Genomic DNA, 17,804 nt, shown 5'->3' on the forward strand with positions numbered 1-17,804 from the left:
GTATCGCCGATTTCCAATCGGCAGGGCGCCGGCAAGTCCCAGCGGGCTCGGACTGGGAGACGCCCCGCAGAATACAATTCTGCGATACGGCAGAGTGCAACTCTGGGCTACGAGCTTTGTCGTCCATCCCGCGGACCAAGCAGTATGAAGCTGATTTGTCCTCGATGCGCCCGCGCCGCCTTATTCCTGGCATTCGGGACGATCTTCATCTTTGCGCCGCGTTTGCGGGCGCAGACCAACTTCTTTCTCGCGCCCGGCACCGCGGAAATAGCTCGAACTCTGGAGCAAATCGCGCAGCGCGCGAATCCTTTTGACAATCCGTTCCAAAACGAGCTCCGGGCCAGACGCCTTGAAACCGCTCTGGCCCAGACGCCGAGTGTTCAAGACCGAATCCGTCTGCTGGGGAACTATAGCAAGGAATTGTTGTATGCCGGCCGCAGCGTGGAAGCGATCAAGGCGTTCCAGGAGCTTGAATCCCTGACCGCAAAGCACGACCCCGGTTTTTTCAAACTGCAGAACGGAACCAACAAACTGATCCTGCACAGTTACCTGGCCACGGCTTATCTGCGCGTCGCAGAGCAGGACAACTGTCTGACCAACCACACGGCCGAGTCCTGTGTCTTTCCGATCGCCGGAACCGGGGTGCACAAAACCGAGCGCGGTTCCCGCGCGGCGCTTGGGGTTCTCACGAATTTGCTGGAGGAGTTCCCGGGGGATCTCGGAACCCGCTGGCTGCTGAATCTGGCGCACATGACCCTCGGAGAATATCCCGCCAAAGTCCCGGCCCGCTGGCTGATTCTTCCTCAAACCTTTGCTTCGGACTACGACATCAAACGCTTCGTGGACGTCGCCGGGAATCTGGGGCTCGACGTCGAGAATCTGTCCGGCGGCACGATCCTGGATGATTTCGACAACGACGGTTATCTCGATCTCATCACCTCTTCCATCGGCTTGCGCGATCAGCTCCATTATTTTCGCAACAACGCCAACGGCGCCTTCACGGAGCGAACGCCGGAAGCGGGTCTCGTTGGCGAAGTAGGCGGGTTGAACTTGATTCAAGCCGACTACAACAACGACGGGGTCGTCGATTTCCTGGTGTTGCGCGGCGGCTGGATGGGACGCGGCGGGCGCCATCCGAAATCGCTGCTGCGCAATAACGGGAACGGCACGTTCACCGACGTCACAAAGGAAGCCGGCCTGCTGAGTTTTCATCCCACGCAAACGGCGGTCTGGTTCGATTTCAATAATGACGGCTGGCTCGATTTGTTCGTGGGGCATGAATCCACACCCGAAGAGCAGCATCGCTCGGAACTGTATCGAAACAACGGCGACGGCACTTTCACGGAGTGCGGAGAGTTTTTCGGCCGCCGCCATTTCGGTTTTGTCAAAGGCGTCGTGAGCGGGGACTTCAACAATGACGGATGGCCGGACCTTTACCTCTCGCAGCAAAGCGAGCCAAACGTCCTCTATCGCAACGACGGCCCGGCGAATCCTTCGGTGGGAGCGAAAGGTCCCTGGAAGTTTACGAACGTCGCCCAGGCTGCCGGTGTCACCGAACCGTTGTGGAGTTTTCCGGCCTGGTTCTTTGATTACGACAACGACGGCTGGTTGGACTTGTTCGTGATGGGTTACGGATCGACGCTCGTCGGCGATATCGCGGCCGATTATCTGGGGCTGCCCTCGAATGGCGTGCGCGCCCGGCTCCATCGCAACAACCGCGACGGGACTTTTGCGGATGTCACGAAAGCGGCGCGTCTGGACAAAGTGCTCCTGGGCATGGGCTGCAACTTCGGCGACTTCGATAATGACGGCTGGCTGGATTTCTACATCGGCACCGGAAATCCGGACCTGTCCGTGCTCGTGCCCAATCGCGCTTTTCGGAACGCGGAAGGGAGATTCTTTCAAGACGTGACCACGTCAGGTGGGTTGGGCCATTTGCAGAAAGGCCACGGCGTGGCGTTTGGGGACATCGATCAGGACGGTGACCAGGATGTCTTCATCAATCTGGGAGGCGCGTATTCGGGCGATGTCTATCGCGACGCCTTGTTTCAAAATCCCGGCCACGGAAACCACTGGCTGGTTCTGAAACTCGAAGGCGTTCAGTCGAATCGCAGCGCGATCGGCGCTCGCGTCAAAGTCACCGTGGAAACTGAAACCGGGGACCGCGCGATTCACAAGACCGTCGGCAGCGGCGGCAGTTTTGGTTGTTCTCCGCTGCGGCAGGAGTTCGGACTAGGCCAGGCCAAATCGATTCGCCAGGTGGAGATTTTCTGGCCAGTGACGCGGAAGACGCAAATCGTCCGCAATCTGGAATTGGATCGAATGTACCGAATCCAGGAGGACAGGGCGGATGCGGTGGCGTGGAATTTGAAAAGCTTCAAGATGGACGGTGAAGGCCGCGCCCACCATCACCACGGCCATCAGCCGTAAGGGAGTTCATTCAGCCCACGAAACACACGAAGCGGAGAAGGTGTTTGCGCCACTTGCGCTACTCTATGCCCAGGGTTCTCGCGAATTCAAGCGCTCCAAGCTGTGAGATTCAGGTCAACCAGGAATGCACACGAATGCACACGAATCACACGAATGAATATGGGATTTTTTTGCTGTGGAATCGGCCGTCCCCGAATAACGCTATCCGTGTGAATTCGTGTCTATTCGTGGTTTCTCACGGAATAGGCGCCCGCGCGCGGAAGAACTGAGCGCCGGAGAGCTGGCCCACCGCAAACGGGCTTTTCGCGTTGGAGACGTCCGTCCAGGGGCCGGCCACATTAGAAGCGGATTGGAGGGTTCCGGCAAACTCTACGGCGACGCCAACGCCCTCGCGGCGGATCGCTACGGTCGGCTTGATCGCGGTGTCGCTGGCCATGATCCGGATGTTGTCGAAAGCAATGATCTCGTTCCACCAATTGTTCATCGCTTCAAAACGGATGACCACTTAGGTCGCGTTCGTGGGCAGGTCGTAAGTCACGTCCCGGAACCGCACGCTCAATTTGGCCGGGTTGCCCGGATTGGTCGCGGCGTCGTCCAGCAATTTGTCGTTGTCATTCGGTGCGGAGAACCCGATCAGGCGCGTGAGCTGGGCCGGTCCGCTGGCATCTGGATCGACCAGGACCTCCAGAAAATCGCCGGGTTCAAAATCCAGAAACGTCGCCGCGACCGCGACGGTGAGTTTCGGATTCTTCTTTCCAGTGACATCCACGGGTTTGAGCGTGAGCGATTTTGGGTTCACGCCGGTGGAGAATTTGTTCAAGCCCGCACCGGCGAAAAAATCCTTTCCGTCAAAGCCGACGAACGCGCCGCCGCTGTAGGTCTTGCCGCCGGCCGTTCCTTCTTCGATCAGGACGAGGAAGGGGGTTTTTTCGGTCGTGCCCGGCCCTGTGGCCGCAGGTTGCGCGAAGGTTGCGAGAACGACCGCGTTCTCCGGGAGCAAGCCGCTGATGGTGTCGAATGGCGCCTCAGCTGTAACGGCCTTGAACGAACCCGTCTTGCCGCCGGCCGCCGGGTGATTCGACGCGGCAATCGTAACCTCGCCGAGCGCCAGGGTGACTCCGGACTGGCCGGCCGGAGAAAGCAATTCGTCGTCGTGATTGGCGGCGTTGTAGGAGAGCAACGGAACCGGATAGGGCGCGAACCGGCTCGGACTTTCGCCAATGACTCCGCTGCTGGAATTGATGATCAGATCGACCACGGGCCGCGCAGGCAAGGAAGCGCCTTCGTCTTCGATCACTTTGTGGCCCTTCGCGGTGAGCCGATCGATCAAAACCTGATCGCCCGGACCTGCCGGTGGCGGCGAGAACAGCACCGTCGCGGCGGCTTTGTCTTTTACGAGCCACTTCACCGTCGAGTCGAAGAGAGCGAGGAATTCCGGGTCACGGCGGCGGCGGCGATATTGTGGCTCCAGCACATCAACGCGCGGCGGGCGGGTGTGGTTTCGGGAATGCCGACGACGGAGACTTTGCTCTTTCGCGCCCAATAAACCGGGCCGATTTGATCGAGGCGATTCAACTCGCTGCCGATGCGCGCCGGTTCATAGACGTTGCTCCCTTCGGTGGTGTAGCGCGTGCCCTCGCCGTCGGTCTCGAACGATTCCTGGTAAATCACTTCCGGCGCCTGGGATTGTAAAACGAGCCACAGCGCGGCGGCGGCCACAACCGCAGCGAGACGCAAACGCCGGGCGTGCGCACCGTCGAGTTTTCGAGAACGGACGAAGAACATAATGTTGTCAGTACTGCCAGCGGTTAAACGGGAAACGGCGCCGGATGTAAAGGCAGCAATTCCTGAGAGATAACCAGTCTGTGGCTGCGCAGCCAATTCTCGCCACAAAGAGCCACAAAGAGGTTGAAGCCGCCGAGAATCGAATCCTCGCTCGTGTCCACATCGATACTCGATCTTCGCAGGGCACCTAACTTACTGTGCAGACCGTGGGATTGACGACAGATCGACCGGAGAACCGTAGCTATACAGATTTTCAATCGGCTGTATCGCCGATTTCCAATCGGCAGGGCGCCGGCAAGTCCCAGCATGCCCGGACTGGGAGACGCCCCGCAGAATACAATTCTGCGATACGGCAGAGTGCAACTCTGCGCTACGAGTTTTGTCGTCCATCCCGCGGACCAAGCAGTAATCTGGTCGGGAGCGCGATCAAATGGATCGATTACTGATTGCAGGACGGAAGCGCTCCGGATTTCGCGGTCATCCCCGCCGGAAAGCATTCCGTGACGCCGCCTTCTACGCGGTCGATGATGGGGATTTTGAGGGCCTGGAGACCGCGCGCCTGATGCCGCGTATCTTCCGGGGAATCCGCGGGAAGCCCTGTTCGAGATAGAGGACAACGATCCGCTGCCGACAGCGCGATACTGAATCGAATGACTCCTGGGGAGAATTCTCCCAGTTTTGTTTTCGGCAAGACTTTCGGGCACGACTTTGAACTTGAAACTTGAAACTTTGAACTCCCAGCATCACGTTCGACCCAGAACAATGCGGGGGACGCCCTTGTATTCGCCGCTTTCGACTTCGTGTGAAAGATGTTTTGGACATGCTGGCTGGAGGCGCCACCGAGCAGGAGATTCTGGAGGATTTTCCATTTCTCGAACGCGAAGACATTCTTGCTTGCTTGGAATACGCCGCCGAGCACGTGAACCATCCGGTGCTGGTAAGCGCTTGAACGCGTGCGCTTTCTCATCGACACCCAACTTCCGAGCGCACTGGCACAGTGGGTGAGACAGCGTGGCCACGAAGCGGACCACGTTTTGATCATCGGGCTGGGTTAAAGTAAGGATAATCCAATCTGGAACCACGCGCAGCAACGCGGTGCTGTGGTCGTGACCAAGGATGAGGATTTTGCGGAGTGGGTTCGACGGGGGCGTCCCGGTCCATAAGTCGTCTGGCTGAGGATCGGCAATAGCTCCAAACGCACCCTGCTGATGTGGCTGGAGCCGTTATGGCCTGCAGTTCTTGTCAGACTCGAAGCAGGAGATCGTCTGGTGGAGGTTCGCTGACGCTATATCCGCTGGAATCCGTTCCCTCAAAGAGCAGGCCGCTTCATCAATCCTTTTTTCTAAACTTTCCTGGATTCTTGACGAATCTAATAGTAATCAGGCCCACGCTTGACGCGCTTGGGGTCGCCAGGTACTTTGCGTGTCAATACGCAAAGGCACTTGCGATGAAGAATTTTTTAGTCCCAATGGTCGTCGAGCAGACGGGCCGCGGCGAACGCGGTTACGATATCTATTCCCGTTTGCTGGTTGACCGGATTGTTTTTTTGGGCACGTCCGTCGATGACATGGTAGCCAACGTCATTATCGCGCAGTTGCTGTTCCTGCAGATGACGGATCCCAAGAAAGACATCCACCTTTACATCAATTCGCCCGGTGGCAGCGTCACCGCGGGCCTGGCGATTTACGATACGATGCAGTTCCTGACCTGCGACGTGAACACCTATTGCATTGGCCAGGCCGCAAGCATGGGCGCCGTCCTGCTCTGTGGCGGGACCAAAGGCAAACGCTTCGCCCTCCCCAACTCGAACATCATGATTCACCAGGTGCTGGGGGGCGCGGAAGGCGCGGCGAGTGATGTCGAAATCCGGGTCAAATACATGCTCCGGCTCAAGCAGCGCATCAATTCCATCATCTCCAAGCACACCAGCCAGACCTACGAGGTGGTGGAGAAAGCCTGCGACCGGGACAACTTCATGACCTCCGAGGAAGCCAAGATGTTCGGACTCGTGGACGAAGTCGTCCAATCCCGCAAGGAGATCCCCGGCCTGGTGGAAAAGGATGGCGAGAAAAAGGACTGATCCATGGCCCGCCCCTCCCAACTCACGCTTTGCAGCTTCTGCGGCAAGTCCCACGCCGAAGTCAAAAAACTCATCCAGGGGCCGGGCGTCTATATCTGCGATAGCTGCGTCCTGGTCTGCAAGAACGTGCTCGACAAGGAACTTCGATCCGAGAACCGGAAGAGCACGCTCAAACTCAAAGTCCCGAAACCCGCCGAGATCAAGCGCGACCTGGACCTTTATTGCATCGGCCAGGACCAGGCCAAGAAGACTCTGGCGGTGGCGGTGCACAATCACTACAAACGCATCCAGCAATCGGCCTCGACGGTCCATCGCGAAAACCACGGCGATTTGACCGAAGCGCGCGGTTCGGAGATTGAGATTGAGAAGAGCAACATCCTTCTGGTCGGGCCTACCGGTTCCGGCAAAACGTTGCTCGCGCGCACGCTCGCCCGAATTCTGGAAGTGCCCTTCGCCATCGCCGATGCCACGACTCTCACGGAAGCAGGCTACGTCGGGGAAGATGTCGAAAACATCATCCTCCGGCTCCTCCAAAACGCGGACTACGACGTGAAGCGCGCGCAGATGGGCATCGTGTACATCGACGAGATCGACAAGATTGCGCGCAAGACGGAGAACGTTTCGATCACGCGGGACGTTTCCGGCGAGGGCGTGCAACAGGCGTTGCTCAAGATTCTGGAAGGCACCGTCTGCAACGTGCCGCCGCAAGGCGGCCGGAAACACCCGCAGCAGGAATACATTCGGGTCGATACCACGGACATTCTCTTTATCTGCGGCGGAGCGTTTGTCGGGCTGGACAAAGTCATTCAGCGCCGGCTGGGGAACCGCGTGATGGGCTTCGGCGCCGTGGATCGCGGGACCAAAGTCGCAGCTCTCGATCGCCAGAACATCCGCCATCAAATCGAGCCGGAAGACCTCTTGACCTACGGCTTCATCCCTGAATTCATCGGACGGTTGCCGATGGTCACGGTGCTGGATGAGCTGACGGAAAGCCAGTTGGTTTCGATCCTCACGGAACCGAAGAACGCGCTGACCAAGCAATACGTCAAGTTGCTGGGCATGGAGGGCGTCGAACTGGAATTCCTCCCCGATGCCCTGAAGGAACTCGCCGCTCAGGCGCTCAAGAAAGGCACCGGAGCCCGGGCTTTGCGCGGCCTTCTGGAAAAACTGATGCTCGACGTGATGTACGAAGTTCCGAGCAGCGACGACATCCTTTCCGTCAAGATCACCCGGCCCGTCGTACTGGACGAAGCGAAGCCGATCCTCCGGCGCAAACAGGATCAGGCTGCGGCTTAGTGGATTCGCGTTGGCGACGGAGAGAAACGTTGCCAACGCGAATTTTCTGTACAGGATTGTCCTAAACCCCTTTACTGTGCAGACCGTGAGATTGACGACAGATCGACCGGAGAACCGTAGCGCAGATTTTCAATCGGCGGTATCGCCGATTTCCAATCGGCAGGGCGCCGGCAAGTCCCAGCGTGCTCGGACTGGGAGACGCCCCGCAGAATACAATTCTGCGATACGGCAGAGTGCAACTCTGCGCTACGAGCTTTGTCGTCCATCCCGCGGACCAAGCAGTATGAACCAACCCGCCCCTGCGCCCCTCCCAGGAGAGGAACGGCCAATGCGTCGAGGCCGAAAGGGAAATTCATTATGACGTGCCCGAAAACCGCCGATCAGTTCATCGCGGACCACGTCCGGTCGATCCCGCCCTCCGGCATTCGCGAGTTTTTCGACCTGGTGCAGAATCAGAGCGGCGTCATTTCGCTCGGCGTCGGCGAGCCGGACTTTGTCACGCCCTGGCACATTCGCGAAGCGGCCATTTATGCCCTGGAACACGGACGCACGAGTTACACGTCCAATCTCGGCCTTCTGAAGTTACGGGAAGCTATCAGCGGGCATCTCAAGCAGAAGTTCGCTCTGGATTACGATCCGGCGAAGCAAATCCTCATCGCCGTCGGCGTGAGCGAAGCGCTGGACATCGCCCTCCGGGCCGTCCTCAACCCCGGCGATGAAGTGCTCTACCACGAGCCGTGCTACGTGAGCTATTCGCCCAGCGTTCGCCTGACGCACGGCGTGCCCGTCGCGGTCGCGTGCCGGGCGGAGAACGGTTTTGCCATTTCGGCGCCGGCCATCGAACAGGCGGTCACACCGCGCAGCAAAGCGTTGCTCCTGAATTTTCCGACCAACCCGACGGGCGGCACGCTGACGCGCGTGGAATTGCTCCAGATCGCGGAGGTAGTGCTGCGCCACGATTTGCTCGTCATTACGGACGAGATTTACTCCGACCTGACCTTCGAGGGCGAACATGTCAGCATCGCTTCCCTGCCCGGGATGCGGGAGCGGACGGTGTTTCTGCATGGATTCTCGAAAGCCTACGCCATGACCGGCTTTCGCATCGGCTACGCGTGCGGGCCGGCGGAAATCATCGAAGCCATGATGCGCATCCACCAGTACTCCATGCTCTGCGCCAGCATTATCAGCCAGGAAGCCGCCCTCGAGGCCATCCTCCACGGCGAAGCCGACGTTGCCGAGATGCGCGAGCAATATCGCGTCCGCCGGAATTTCCTGGTGAGCGCTTTGAACGCGATGGGCCTGAACTGCCATTTGCCGCGCGGGTCGTTCTACGCTTTTCCCAGCGTGGAATCGACCGGCCTGACCTCGAAAGAATTCGCGGTGCGCTTGCTCCAGGCAGAGCAAGTCGCGTGCGTGCCGGGCAGCGCGTTCGGGCCGAGTGGCGAAGGCTATTTGCGCTGCTGCTTCGCGACGTCGTTGGACCAACTCCAGGTCGCCGCCGAGCGCATCGAACGGTTCGTCAAAAAATGCCGGCCGTCGAACTGACCAACGTGAGCCGGCTTTTCCACGACGTCATCGCCGTGGATCAAATCAATCTGTCCATTCGCCGCGGAGAATTCTTCTCGCTCCTCGGCCCCTCCGGCTGCGGCAAAACAACCCTTTTGCGAATCATCGCCGGCCTGGATCGGCCCGATGCCGGAGTGGTGTGCATCGACGGGCAAGAGGCCACGCGCATCCCGGCGCACCGGCGTCCCGTCAACACGGTCTTCCAATCCTATGCGCTGTTTCCGCACTTGAGCGTTTGGGAAAACGTCGCGTTTGGATTGCAGATGAAGAAAACCCCGCGACCGGAAACCGAGCAGCGCGTCCATCGCGTGATGGAGTTGGTGCGGATTTCAGAATTGAGCCCGCGCCGCCCCGCGCAACTTTCCGGCGGCCAGAAGCAGCGAGTCGCGCTGGCGCGCGCGCTCGTAAACGAACCCCGGGTTTTGCTGCTGGACGAACCGTTGGGCGCGCTGGACCTGAGGCTCCGGAAAGAATTGCAGGTCGAACTGCACGCCCTGCAACGCCGGCTGGGCATCACGTTCATCTACGTCACGCACGATCAGGAAGAGGCGCTGGCGATGAGCGATCGGATTGGGGTGATGAACGGCGGGAAACTGGAGCAGTGCGGCCCGGTCGAGAATGTCTATGAACGGCCACGAACGCGCTTTGTCGCGCAGTTCCTCGGCGCCTGCAACCTGATCGAAGGCGTCGTGCGGCGCTGCGCGGAAGGGATGATCGCCGCGGAAACAAGCCTGGGCGAAATCCAGGCAGAAATTCCTTCTCCGGCGCAGCCGCGAAAACCAGGCGAGCGCTGCACTTTCGCGATCCGCCCCGAACGCGTGGGTTTGATGAAAGCCTCCGGAAAAGTTTCCGAAATCAACACCGCCGCGGCCCGGATCGCCGACCTGATTTATTTCGGCGCAGAGACTGAATATCGATTGGAAGCCGCAGCCGGTCTGCTGCTCACTGCCCGCCTCATGAATGCGGGCGCGACTTCGCCACTTGGCGTCGGAGAGGCTGTCGTCGTGCGTCTGCCGCGGAACGCTCTGATTGTCCTCGATGATTAGAATCGTTGCCAAGAGCCATTTCGAAAAGGTGGCCGACGCCCCTGCCGGACGTCGCGGCAAACCGGCAGGTTTGCCCTACCTTTTCGGAAATGGCTCTTGGCAACTGAGCTAGACCATGCCTTCTGAAGTCCACCGAGGCGAATTGATAGCGCCACACCACCGCGTGCTGCGTGTGATGGGCAGCGCGGGTCCAGGCTTGCTCTGGCTGGTCCTGTTTTTCGCCCTGCCGCTTCTGATCATCATCGCCATCAGTTTCCTTTCGCGCGGCGAGTACGGGACCATCCAAGGGCCGTTCACGCTGGAGAATTACCGGCGGCTGGCGGGCTTTGGCCTGTTGGGATTCGATCCGCTGTATCCGATTATCGTGCTGCGCAGCCTGGCGCTGGGACTGGGCGCCGCTGTGCTTTGCCTGCTGGCCGCGCTGCCACTGGCGTTTTTCCTCGCGCGGCTGCGTCGCCCGTTCAAGAACCTGGCGCTCATCCTGGTTGTGATTCCGCTTTGGACGAACCTGTTGATCCGCACGTACGCCTGGCAGATGTTGCTCGGCCCCGGGAGTTGGATTACGCAAGCCGCGGTCTGGCTCGGAGCGATCGCGCCCGGAGAGAGTCTCTATCCTGGCGCGGCCGCGGTTTATCTTTCCCTGGTCTGCGATTTTCTTCCGTTCATGGCGCTGCCGCTCTACGCGTCGGTGGAGAAGTTGGATTGGAGTTTGGTCGAAGCCGCCATGGACCTGGGCGCAAATCGAGTCGCAGCGTTTCGGCACGGTATTCTTCCGCAAATCCGTCCCGGCCTGGCCGCCGGATCGATCCTCGTCTTCTTGCCCGCGACGGGCCAGTTCGTGATTCCCGATCTGCTCGGCGGCGCGAAAACCGTGATGCTGGGCAACGCTCTCCAGCAGCAGTTCGGCCCCGGACTGGACTGGCCGTTCGGTTCGGCCATCGCAGTCGTGAGCCTCGCGGTGGTCATTGGCGCTCTCTGTATTTTTTTCCGGAGGTGGGACGCAAAGGACTTGGAAATCCTGTGAAGGCAACTCGGCACTACGGCACTCAACCTATGCTCCAGCCTGCTTGAATGAAACTGCCGTCGAAATCACTCTGCGGTGTCGCGGCGCTCCTTTACGCGTTCCTCTACGCGCCGATCGCGGTCGTGGTCCTTTTCTCGTTCAATGCAGGGAGGCACGGCGCGGGCTGGCAAGGCTTCACCATGGAGTGGTACCGATCGCTGGCAGAAAACCGCCTCGCGCTGGAAGCGGCGCGGAATACGGTGACTCTGGCGCTTTGCAGCACGCTCATCGCAACGGTGCTGGGAACGATGCTGGGCTACGCGCTCAGCCGCTACGATTTTCCCGGCCGCCGATGGCTCTCGCGTTTTCTCCAGGTGCCGGTGTTCATCCCGGATATCGTCCTGGCGGTCTCGCTGTTGTTATTCTTTTCGGTCCTGCGGCAAAGGTTGGGATTGTTCCAACTCGGTCTGGCCACGATGATCGTCGCTCACGTCACGTTTCAGATTCCGTTTGTGGCCATCGTGGTGCGTTCCCGGCTCGCCGGATTGGATCCGGCTTTGGAAGAGGCCGCGCATGATCTGGGCGCGAACGCGTGGCAGACGTTCTGGCGCGTGACGTTTCCCTTGATGGCGCCGGGCGTGGCCGCCGGCGCGATGCTGGCGTTCACGCTGAGCCTGGACGATTTCGTGGTCAGCTTTTTCACGAGCGGTCCCGGCTCGACCACGCTGCCGATCTTGATTTACTCGTCCGTCAAACGCGGGATTACGCCGGACATCAACGCGCTTTCCAGCCTGATCGTGCTGGCGTCGCTGCTCGCGACCGTGAGCGTGATGTTGCTCCAGCGCAAACGCCCGGGCTAAGATTCACGATGATGAACGCAAACGGGTGCATCCACAGGTTGCCGCTGGACCGGGGCGCGGATTTGCAGTCTATCAGTATCGCTGGAAATCGTCGCAAGCCGCGCAAGTTTTTTAACCACGGATGGACACGGATGGACACGGATTTTCGCCCGGTGTTCATCCGTGTCCATCCGTGTTCATCCGTGGTTGATTTTTGGCTGTGGCCTTCCAGGCCACGCTGCGCCGTATCGCAGGATTGCATCCTGCAGGGCGCAGGCAGGCCCGGCTCCTTGCACGAATCTGTGGAGGGCGGTCGCCAATCCCAAGGGGATTGCGTCCTCCAGCCCAGGGTTGCGTGTAAGGAGCAGGGCAGACCCTCGTGCGCCAAGAATTGCCGGCGGGCCGCAGATTCCAAATCTGCGATACGGCAGAGTTCAACTCTGCGCTACGGACCGCTGATTTTCCTAGCGTTCCTGCTCCGAATCCTCATTGCGATTCCTCGATTTCGGTCTCGATGCAGACAACTGAGATCAGGATTACGAGCGGCGGCAATGGCTTGCTCTCTTCTGGCATTCTTTTCGTCGAATCAAGCCTGCGCTGCGCAACATCAACTCAATCTGTTCATCTGGAGCGAATACATCGACCCGGCGGTCGTCGCCGACTTTGAGAAGCAATTCGACTGCAAAGTCACCATTGACCTGTACGAAGATGACGCCGCCATGATGGCCAAGCTCCAGGCCGGCGGCGCGTCAGTTTATGACGTCGTCGTGCCTCCGGATCATAAGGTCACGGCGCTTATCAAATTGAAACTGATCGCTCTCTTGCGCCATGAAAACATCCCCAACTTGAGGAATCTCGACGAGAAATTCCGCGATCCCCCTTACGATCCGGGCAACAAATACACGGTCGCTTACCAGTGGGGGACGTTGGGCATTTATGCCCGGCCCAACCCCGGCCAGACGATCGAGGCGTCGTGGGGATTTGTGTTCGATGCGAAGCAACAGACGGGGCGCTTTGTTCTCATGGACAGCGCCCGGGACATGGTCGGAGCGGCGCTGAAATACAAGGGCCGGAGTTTGAACAGCACGGATCCGGCGCATCTCAAGGAAGCGCGGGACTTGATCCTCGCCGCCAAGAAGCGCAGCCTCGGTTTCGACGGCAGCGTCGGAGGCAAGAACAAGGTGCTCGATAAAACTGTCCGCGCCGCGGTCGTGTACAGCGGGGAAGCGGCGCGCGGCTGCGTGGACGACAAAGAGACGATTTACCTTTTGCCTCGCGAAGGGAGCCAGATCTGGCAGGACAACCTCGCGGTGCTCGCGCAGGCTCCCCATCGCGACCTGGCGGAAAAGTTCATCAACCATATGCTCGACGCTCAAGTCGGAGCGAGGATCTCGAACTTCACCCTGTTCGCCACGCCCAATAAAGCCGCGCGCGAATTCATCCGTCCCGCCGACCTGAAGAATCCTGCGATTTACCCGCCGCCCGAAGTGATGCCCCGGCTGGAGTTCCTCAAGGACCTGGGTGACAGAACCCGCCTCTACGACGAAATCTGGACCCAGATCAAGTCGAAGTGAGCGCCAGCGGAACGATTCAGATCGGATGGGAAGCGCACGCGCCCCGCGTGCTGTAGTCGGCGCCCTCGCCGACCACGTTCGATCGAACTGAACCGTCCCACTCCGTGCCACGGTTTGAACGACGATCCGACTGGCGAGGCGCCAGTCGGCACACGCGGGGGCGCGTGTGCTCCCCGGAGCGTGTCTCGATTGAACCTCAACATTCGAACGCAGTCCGAATTCGATCCAGGCCCGCATCAGCGCCCAACAGCAACATCAGTTTGATGCGCGCTTTGTGGCTCGGCAGCATTCCGCCGAGAACGGCGCCCATGCGCTTGAGTTGGCGGCCCGCGCCTTCGTAAGCATAAGTATCGAGCACGCGCCCGCGCGGACAGCGCGTCGTGATCACCACCGGAATCCCGGCCTGGATCGCGCGCTCGATCGCGGGCAGCGCCGCCACGGGCACATTGCCTCGGCCCAGGCCTTCGATCACCAAACCGCGCGCGCCATCGTCGATCGCGAAGTTGATGAACCGTCCGTCCGTGCCGACAGGCAGTTTGATGATTTCGACGCGCGGTTCGATGCGCTCCGCGGCGATTTGCTCGCGCTTCAAAGGCCGGCGAGTGATGAGAATGCGATCTTTGTCCACGAGGCCAAGCGGCCCGAAGTCCCGGCTTTGAAACGTGTCCATGGCCTCGGTGTGCGTCTTGGTCGCTTCCGAAGCCGCGATGATCTGGTCGCCCATCACGACGAGCACTCCCAGCCCGTGCGCGCTCGGATCGGCTGCGACGCGGACCGCCGAACGCAAATTGCCGGGCCCGTCCCAACTGAGCTCCGAGCTGTTGCGCATCGATCCCACGAAGACGACGGGCTTTTCCGAGTGGAGCAGAAGATCGTGCAGGTACGCCGTCTCTTCGAGCGTGTCGGTGCCGTGCGTGATCACGGCGCCGGCGATGCGCGGCTCGGCAAGCTGCTCGGAGGTCCGCCGCGCCAGTTCCAGCATCTTGGGCGGGGTCATGTGCGGCCCGGGCAACAAGGAGAAATTCGACACGACGAAATCCGCGATCGACTCCAACCCTTCCACGCGGGCGATGATCTCTTCGCCGGAGAGCGCCGGCACGGGGCCGCCTGTCTTCGGATCGACGCGCATGGAGATTGTCCCTCCCGTAAAAAGAATCGCGATGCGTGGTTTCATTGGTTCGCCCGGTCCATTCGCCGACCACATGTCGTTGCGCATGGCTGGTTCGAGGCATGTTAAGAACGCGCCATGTCCCGTCCATCGAATAATGGCTTCAAAACTGATACGCGTTGGTGACAAGGGGAGTTTGAACAGAAGGCAACGAAGGCAACGGAGCTTCGTTTTCTTCGTTCCCTTTTGTAAACGCCGCGAAGCAACTTTTTCGTAGCCCGGCCTGTGAAAAGTCGTGTACGGCGATCGTCCAGGTTGCTCGCAGGCTGCGATCACTCTTGCGGCCAACCGGTTTGACCATTTAACCCGTGAAGTCTCAACCGCGAATGAGCACAACGCGGAAGCGTCAACCAAATCGACCACGGATGACACGGATCACAAGGATGGGAAGGAAGTGAACCGGACCAAGGTCTCTCCAATCCGTGCTATCCGTGTCATCCGTGGTCAATATTCCTTGCAGGAATGTTTGATTCAGAAGGAATGGACTGCGAATAGGGGCGAATGCTGGCACACTTGTGATGAGCTCCGGATTGGCCGCTTGCGCGTGTGCGAAGCGTTTTGGTAGGGTGCGGCGCGCTGCGAATGATGCCTGCGACTTCGTTCCAGGGGAGGTCAGAGCGATTTCAGGTTGCGCGAGTGGCGGAATGGCAGACGCGCCAGACTTAGGATCTGGTCCCGAAAGGGGTGGAGGTTCAAATCCTCTCTCGCGCACCAATCTCCTTTCCTCAGCAGACTTGATTCCAGTCAAAGAGTTTTGCCCCAGGAGGCCTTACCAACAGATCAGCAGCAAGCTGCGTCGCGATTTTGAACTTCCATCCAGAGATATGAAACTTCCCTTCGCTTTGCTCACCGCCGCCGCTCTGGCTGCGCCCGGTTCTGCTCCGGGCCAAGTCGTGGAACCTTCCCCGGCCCACCCTTCTAACAAAAACTATCTCTCGCGGGCAAAGTGGGCGTGGTGGAAGTCGCAAGCCGCAAACTGATCCACACGTTTGCCGTGGGCGAAATGCCGCTCGGCCTGGCGCTCTCGCCCGACGGCACGAAACTGTTTGTGACCTGCGCCGCGGCGGAAAGCACGGTTTGGGTCATCGACACCGGGTGCGGCGATATCCTCGAAAAATTCTCGACCGGTCACACAGCCGTGGCGCCGGTGCTCAGTCGAGACGGCAAGACGCTCTACATCAGTTGTCGCTTCAACAACTGCGTCGATGTCATCGACCTCGCCGCGAAGAAATCGGTGCGCCGTATTCAAGTGGCGCGCGAACCGGTGGCGGCCGCCATCACCCCGGAAGGAAAGTATCTGCTCGTGGCCAACCACATTCATGCCGGGCGTTCCGACGCGGACGTTGTGGCGGCCAAAGTGAGCGTGATTGACCTGGCGGCCGGTCAGGTGTGCCGCGAACTCGAATTGCCCAATGGTTCGACCTTGCTGCGCGATGTGCGCATTTCTCCGGATGGCCGGCACGCGGCCGTCACGCATCAGATCGGGCGCTTTCATCTTCCAACGACTCAACTTGATCGCGGCTGGGTCAATACCAGCGCGCTGACGTTGATCGACCTGGCGGAGATGAAGCCAATCAACAGCGTGCTTCTGGACAACATGGACAGCGGCGCGGCGAATCCCTGGGCCGCGGCGTGGTCTGCCGACGGCAAAACCATCTGCGTCACCCACGCCGGCACGCACGAGTTGAGCGTGATCGATTTCCCGGCCTTGCTGGCCAAGTTGTCCAAACTCCCGCCGAAGCTCGAGCCTGGCGCGCCTGTCGATTACACCGCCGCCTCGCGCACCACTGCGGACGTGCCGAATGATTTGTCATTCCTGGTCGGCTTGCGGCAACGGATCAAGCTTTGCGAGTCCGACCGCGGGCCGCGCGGCCTCGCGCTCATCGGAACCCAAGCCTGGCTGGCGAATTATTTCTCCGATTCCCTCTCCGTGATCGATCTCGCCGCCCCTCGGCTCCGCGCGGAATCCATGGCGCTTGGACCCCGGAGGGAAATGAGCGTCGTGCGGCAGGGCGAGTTTCTTTTCAATGACGCCTCCATTTGTTTTCAAGGCTGGCAGAGCTGTTCGAGCTGCCATTCCTCCGACGTGCGTGTGGACGGATTGAACTGGGACAACCTCAACGACGGCCTGGGCAATCCCAAAAACGCGAAGAGCCTCCTGCTCGCGCACCAGACTCCGCCTTCCATGTGGCTTTCCGTGCGCGCCGACGCACACGTCGCTGTGCGTGCCGGAATCAAAAACAGCCTGTTCACCGTTCAGCCGGAGGCGAACGCCGTGGCGTTGGACGAATATCTGAAATCGCTCAAGCCGATTCCGAGTCCGCATCTGGTTCGCGGGAAACTTTCGCGCGCAGCGGAACGCGGCCGAAAGCTGTTCTTTGACGAGAAGATTGGCTGTGGCGATTGCCACAAGGGAAAGTTCTACACGGATTTGAAGCCGCACGACGTTGGCACCGCCGGCCAATTCGATCATCCGACCAACCGCTTCGACACGCCGACGCTGATCGAGGTCTGGCGGAGCGCTCCGTATCTCCACGATGGCCAGGCCGTGACGCTTCGCGAGGTGATCAACGTCTTCAACGCGGATGACAACCACGGCCAGACTTCGCACTTAGCCCCGTCCCAGATCGACGATCTGGTTGAATTCATCCTTTCGTTATGATCGCTTCCGTTGCCGCCGACACGCCTCAATCCAGCCGGATCAGCCGCAAGTGCAGACCGGGGCTGGATGCCTCCGTGATCGACCGGCCGGGGCGCCGCGAGGTGCATATCACTCTGCGGCCTCTGGAGGGCGAAAAACTTTCCGCCACCCTGCGCCGGCTTCAGCGCCTGCTCGATGCTCACGAGGCCGTCGTGGTCAAACAAGATATCTTTGGTCCAGTCGTTCTGGCTAAGTGGTCCATTTCATAAATACGCTCACGTTCGCGGCAAGGGATTTTTCGGCCAGACGAGGCGCGAGCGACGAGCATATCCCGAAGTGGATCTGTAAGGAGCAAGCAACGAAGTCTGGCGAAAAA

General features: G+C 59.9%; 15 protein-coding genes, 1 tRNA gene and 1 pseudogene. 13 read left to right on the forward strand and 4 right to left on the reverse strand.

The annotated features are described in order from the left end of the window. Positions 1-144 precede the first annotated feature (144 nt). Entirely contained in the window at positions 145-2,430 is a 2,286-nt protein-coding gene (locus tag FJ398_15990) for a CRTAC1 family protein (GenBank protein MBM3839438.1), read from the forward strand. Between the two features lie 235 nt (positions 2,431-2,665). On the opposite strand, the gene FJ398_15995 is transcribed toward FJ398_15990, so the two are convergent. Genes FJ398_15995 through FJ398_16005 form a run of 3 tightly spaced genes read right to left on the reverse strand, consistent with a single transcriptional unit; the run spans position 2,666 to position 4,215 of the window. After that, complete coding sequence (locus FJ398_15995; GenBank protein ID MBM3839439.1) at positions 2,666-2,914, reverse strand: hypothetical protein; 249 nt, start codon at positions 2,912-2,914, stop codon at positions 2,666-2,668. A gap of 21 nt (positions 2,915-2,935) precedes the next feature. After that, the gene (locus FJ398_16000) at positions 2,936-3,838 is read right to left on the reverse strand and encodes a hypothetical protein (GenBank protein ID MBM3839440.1); all 903 of its coding nucleotides are present in this window, start codon (positions 3,836-3,838) and stop codon (positions 2,936-2,938) included. Further along, positions 3,835-4,215: a hypothetical protein gene (locus FJ398_16005; GenBank protein ID MBM3839441.1), complete on the reverse strand. Its 381-nt coding sequence runs from the start codon at positions 4,213-4,215 to the stop codon at positions 3,835-3,837. Before FJ398_16005 ends, FJ398_16000 begins: the two co-directional genes overlap by 4 nt. A 742-nt stretch (positions 4,216-4,957) precedes the next feature. On the opposite strand from FJ398_16005, the gene FJ398_16010 reads away from it, so the two are divergent. From FJ398_16010 to FJ398_16050, 9 genes and pseudogenes are all read left to right on the forward strand, one after another. Further along, entirely contained in the window at positions 4,958-5,164 is a 207-nt protein-coding gene (locus FJ398_16010; GenBank protein ID MBM3839442.1) for a DUF433 domain-containing protein, read from the forward strand. Between the two features lie 4 nt (positions 5,165-5,168). Then, positions 5,169-5,498, forward strand: a pseudogene (locus FJ398_16015) (hypothetical protein). A 164-nt stretch (positions 5,499-5,662) separates the two neighbouring features. Then, positions 5,663-6,295, forward strand: coding sequence for an ATP-dependent Clp protease proteolytic subunit (locus tag FJ398_16020; protein ID MBM3839443.1), 633 nt, complete (start codon positions 5,663-5,665; stop codon positions 6,293-6,295). A 3-nt stretch (positions 6,296-6,298) separates the two neighbouring features. Continuing rightward, a complete protein-coding gene (clpX, locus tag FJ398_16025; protein ID MBM3839444.1) occupies positions 6,299-7,591 on the forward strand; it encodes an ATP-dependent Clp protease ATP-binding subunit ClpX in 1,293 nt (430 codons plus the stop codon). A gap of 357 nt (positions 7,592-7,948) precedes the next feature. Next, on the forward strand, positions 7,949-9,136 hold the full coding sequence (locus FJ398_16030) for an aminotransferase class I/II-fold pyridoxal phosphate-dependent enzyme (protein MBM3839445.1): 1,188 nt from the start codon (positions 7,949-7,951) through the stop codon (positions 9,134-9,136). Then, positions 9,118-10,203: an ABC transporter ATP-binding protein gene (locus FJ398_16035; protein ID MBM3839446.1), complete on the forward strand. Its 1,086-nt coding sequence runs from the start codon at positions 9,118-9,120 to the stop codon at positions 10,201-10,203. The genes FJ398_16030 and FJ398_16035 overlap by 19 nt, the downstream gene beginning before the upstream one ends. Positions 10,204-10,318: 115 nt before the next feature. Next, positions 10,319-11,227 carry an ABC transporter permease gene (locus FJ398_16040; GenBank protein ID MBM3839447.1) on the forward strand — a complete coding sequence of 303 codons (909 nt, stop codon included), beginning with the start codon at positions 10,319-10,321 and terminating at the stop codon, positions 11,225-11,227. Positions 11,228-11,274: 47 nt separating this feature from the next. Then, positions 11,275-12,066, forward strand: coding sequence for an ABC transporter permease (locus tag FJ398_16045; GenBank protein ID MBM3839448.1), 792 nt, complete (start codon positions 11,275-11,277; stop codon positions 12,064-12,066). Positions 12,067-12,596: 530 nt separating this feature from the next. After that, positions 12,597-13,619: a spermidine/putrescine ABC transporter substrate-binding protein gene (locus FJ398_16050; protein ID MBM3839449.1), complete on the forward strand. Its 1,023-nt coding sequence runs from the start codon at positions 12,597-12,599 to the stop codon at positions 13,617-13,619. Positions 13,620-13,815: 196 nt separating this feature from the next. Here the strand turns inward: FJ398_16050 and FJ398_16055 are convergent, their stop codons facing one another. Next, positions 13,816-14,793, reverse strand: coding sequence for an asparaginase (locus FJ398_16055; protein ID MBM3839450.1), 978 nt, complete (start codon positions 14,791-14,793; stop codon positions 13,816-13,818). Positions 14,794-15,417: 624 nt separating this feature from the next. On the opposite strand from FJ398_16055, the gene FJ398_16060 reads away from it, so the two are divergent. From FJ398_16060 to FJ398_16070, 3 genes are all read left to right on the forward strand, one after another. After that, positions 15,418-15,501, forward strand: a tRNA-Leu gene (locus FJ398_16060). A 238-nt stretch (positions 15,502-15,739) separates the two neighbouring features. Further along, positions 15,740-17,449 carry a hypothetical protein gene (locus FJ398_16065; GenBank protein ID MBM3839451.1) on the forward strand — a complete coding sequence of 570 codons (1,710 nt, stop codon included), beginning with the start codon at positions 15,740-15,742 and terminating at the stop codon, positions 17,447-17,449. Further along, the gene (locus FJ398_16070) at positions 17,446-17,697 is read left to right on the forward strand and encodes a hypothetical protein (GenBank protein ID MBM3839452.1); all 252 of its coding nucleotides are present in this window, start codon (positions 17,446-17,448) and stop codon (positions 17,695-17,697) included. Before FJ398_16065 ends, FJ398_16070 begins: the two co-directional genes overlap by 4 nt. The last annotated feature ends 107 nt before the right edge of the window (positions 17,698-17,804 follow it).

This window comes from Verrucomicrobiota bacterium (genome assembly GCA_016871535.1).
GTDB lineage: Bacteria > Verrucomicrobiota > Verrucomicrobiia > Limisphaerales > SIBE01 > VHCZ01.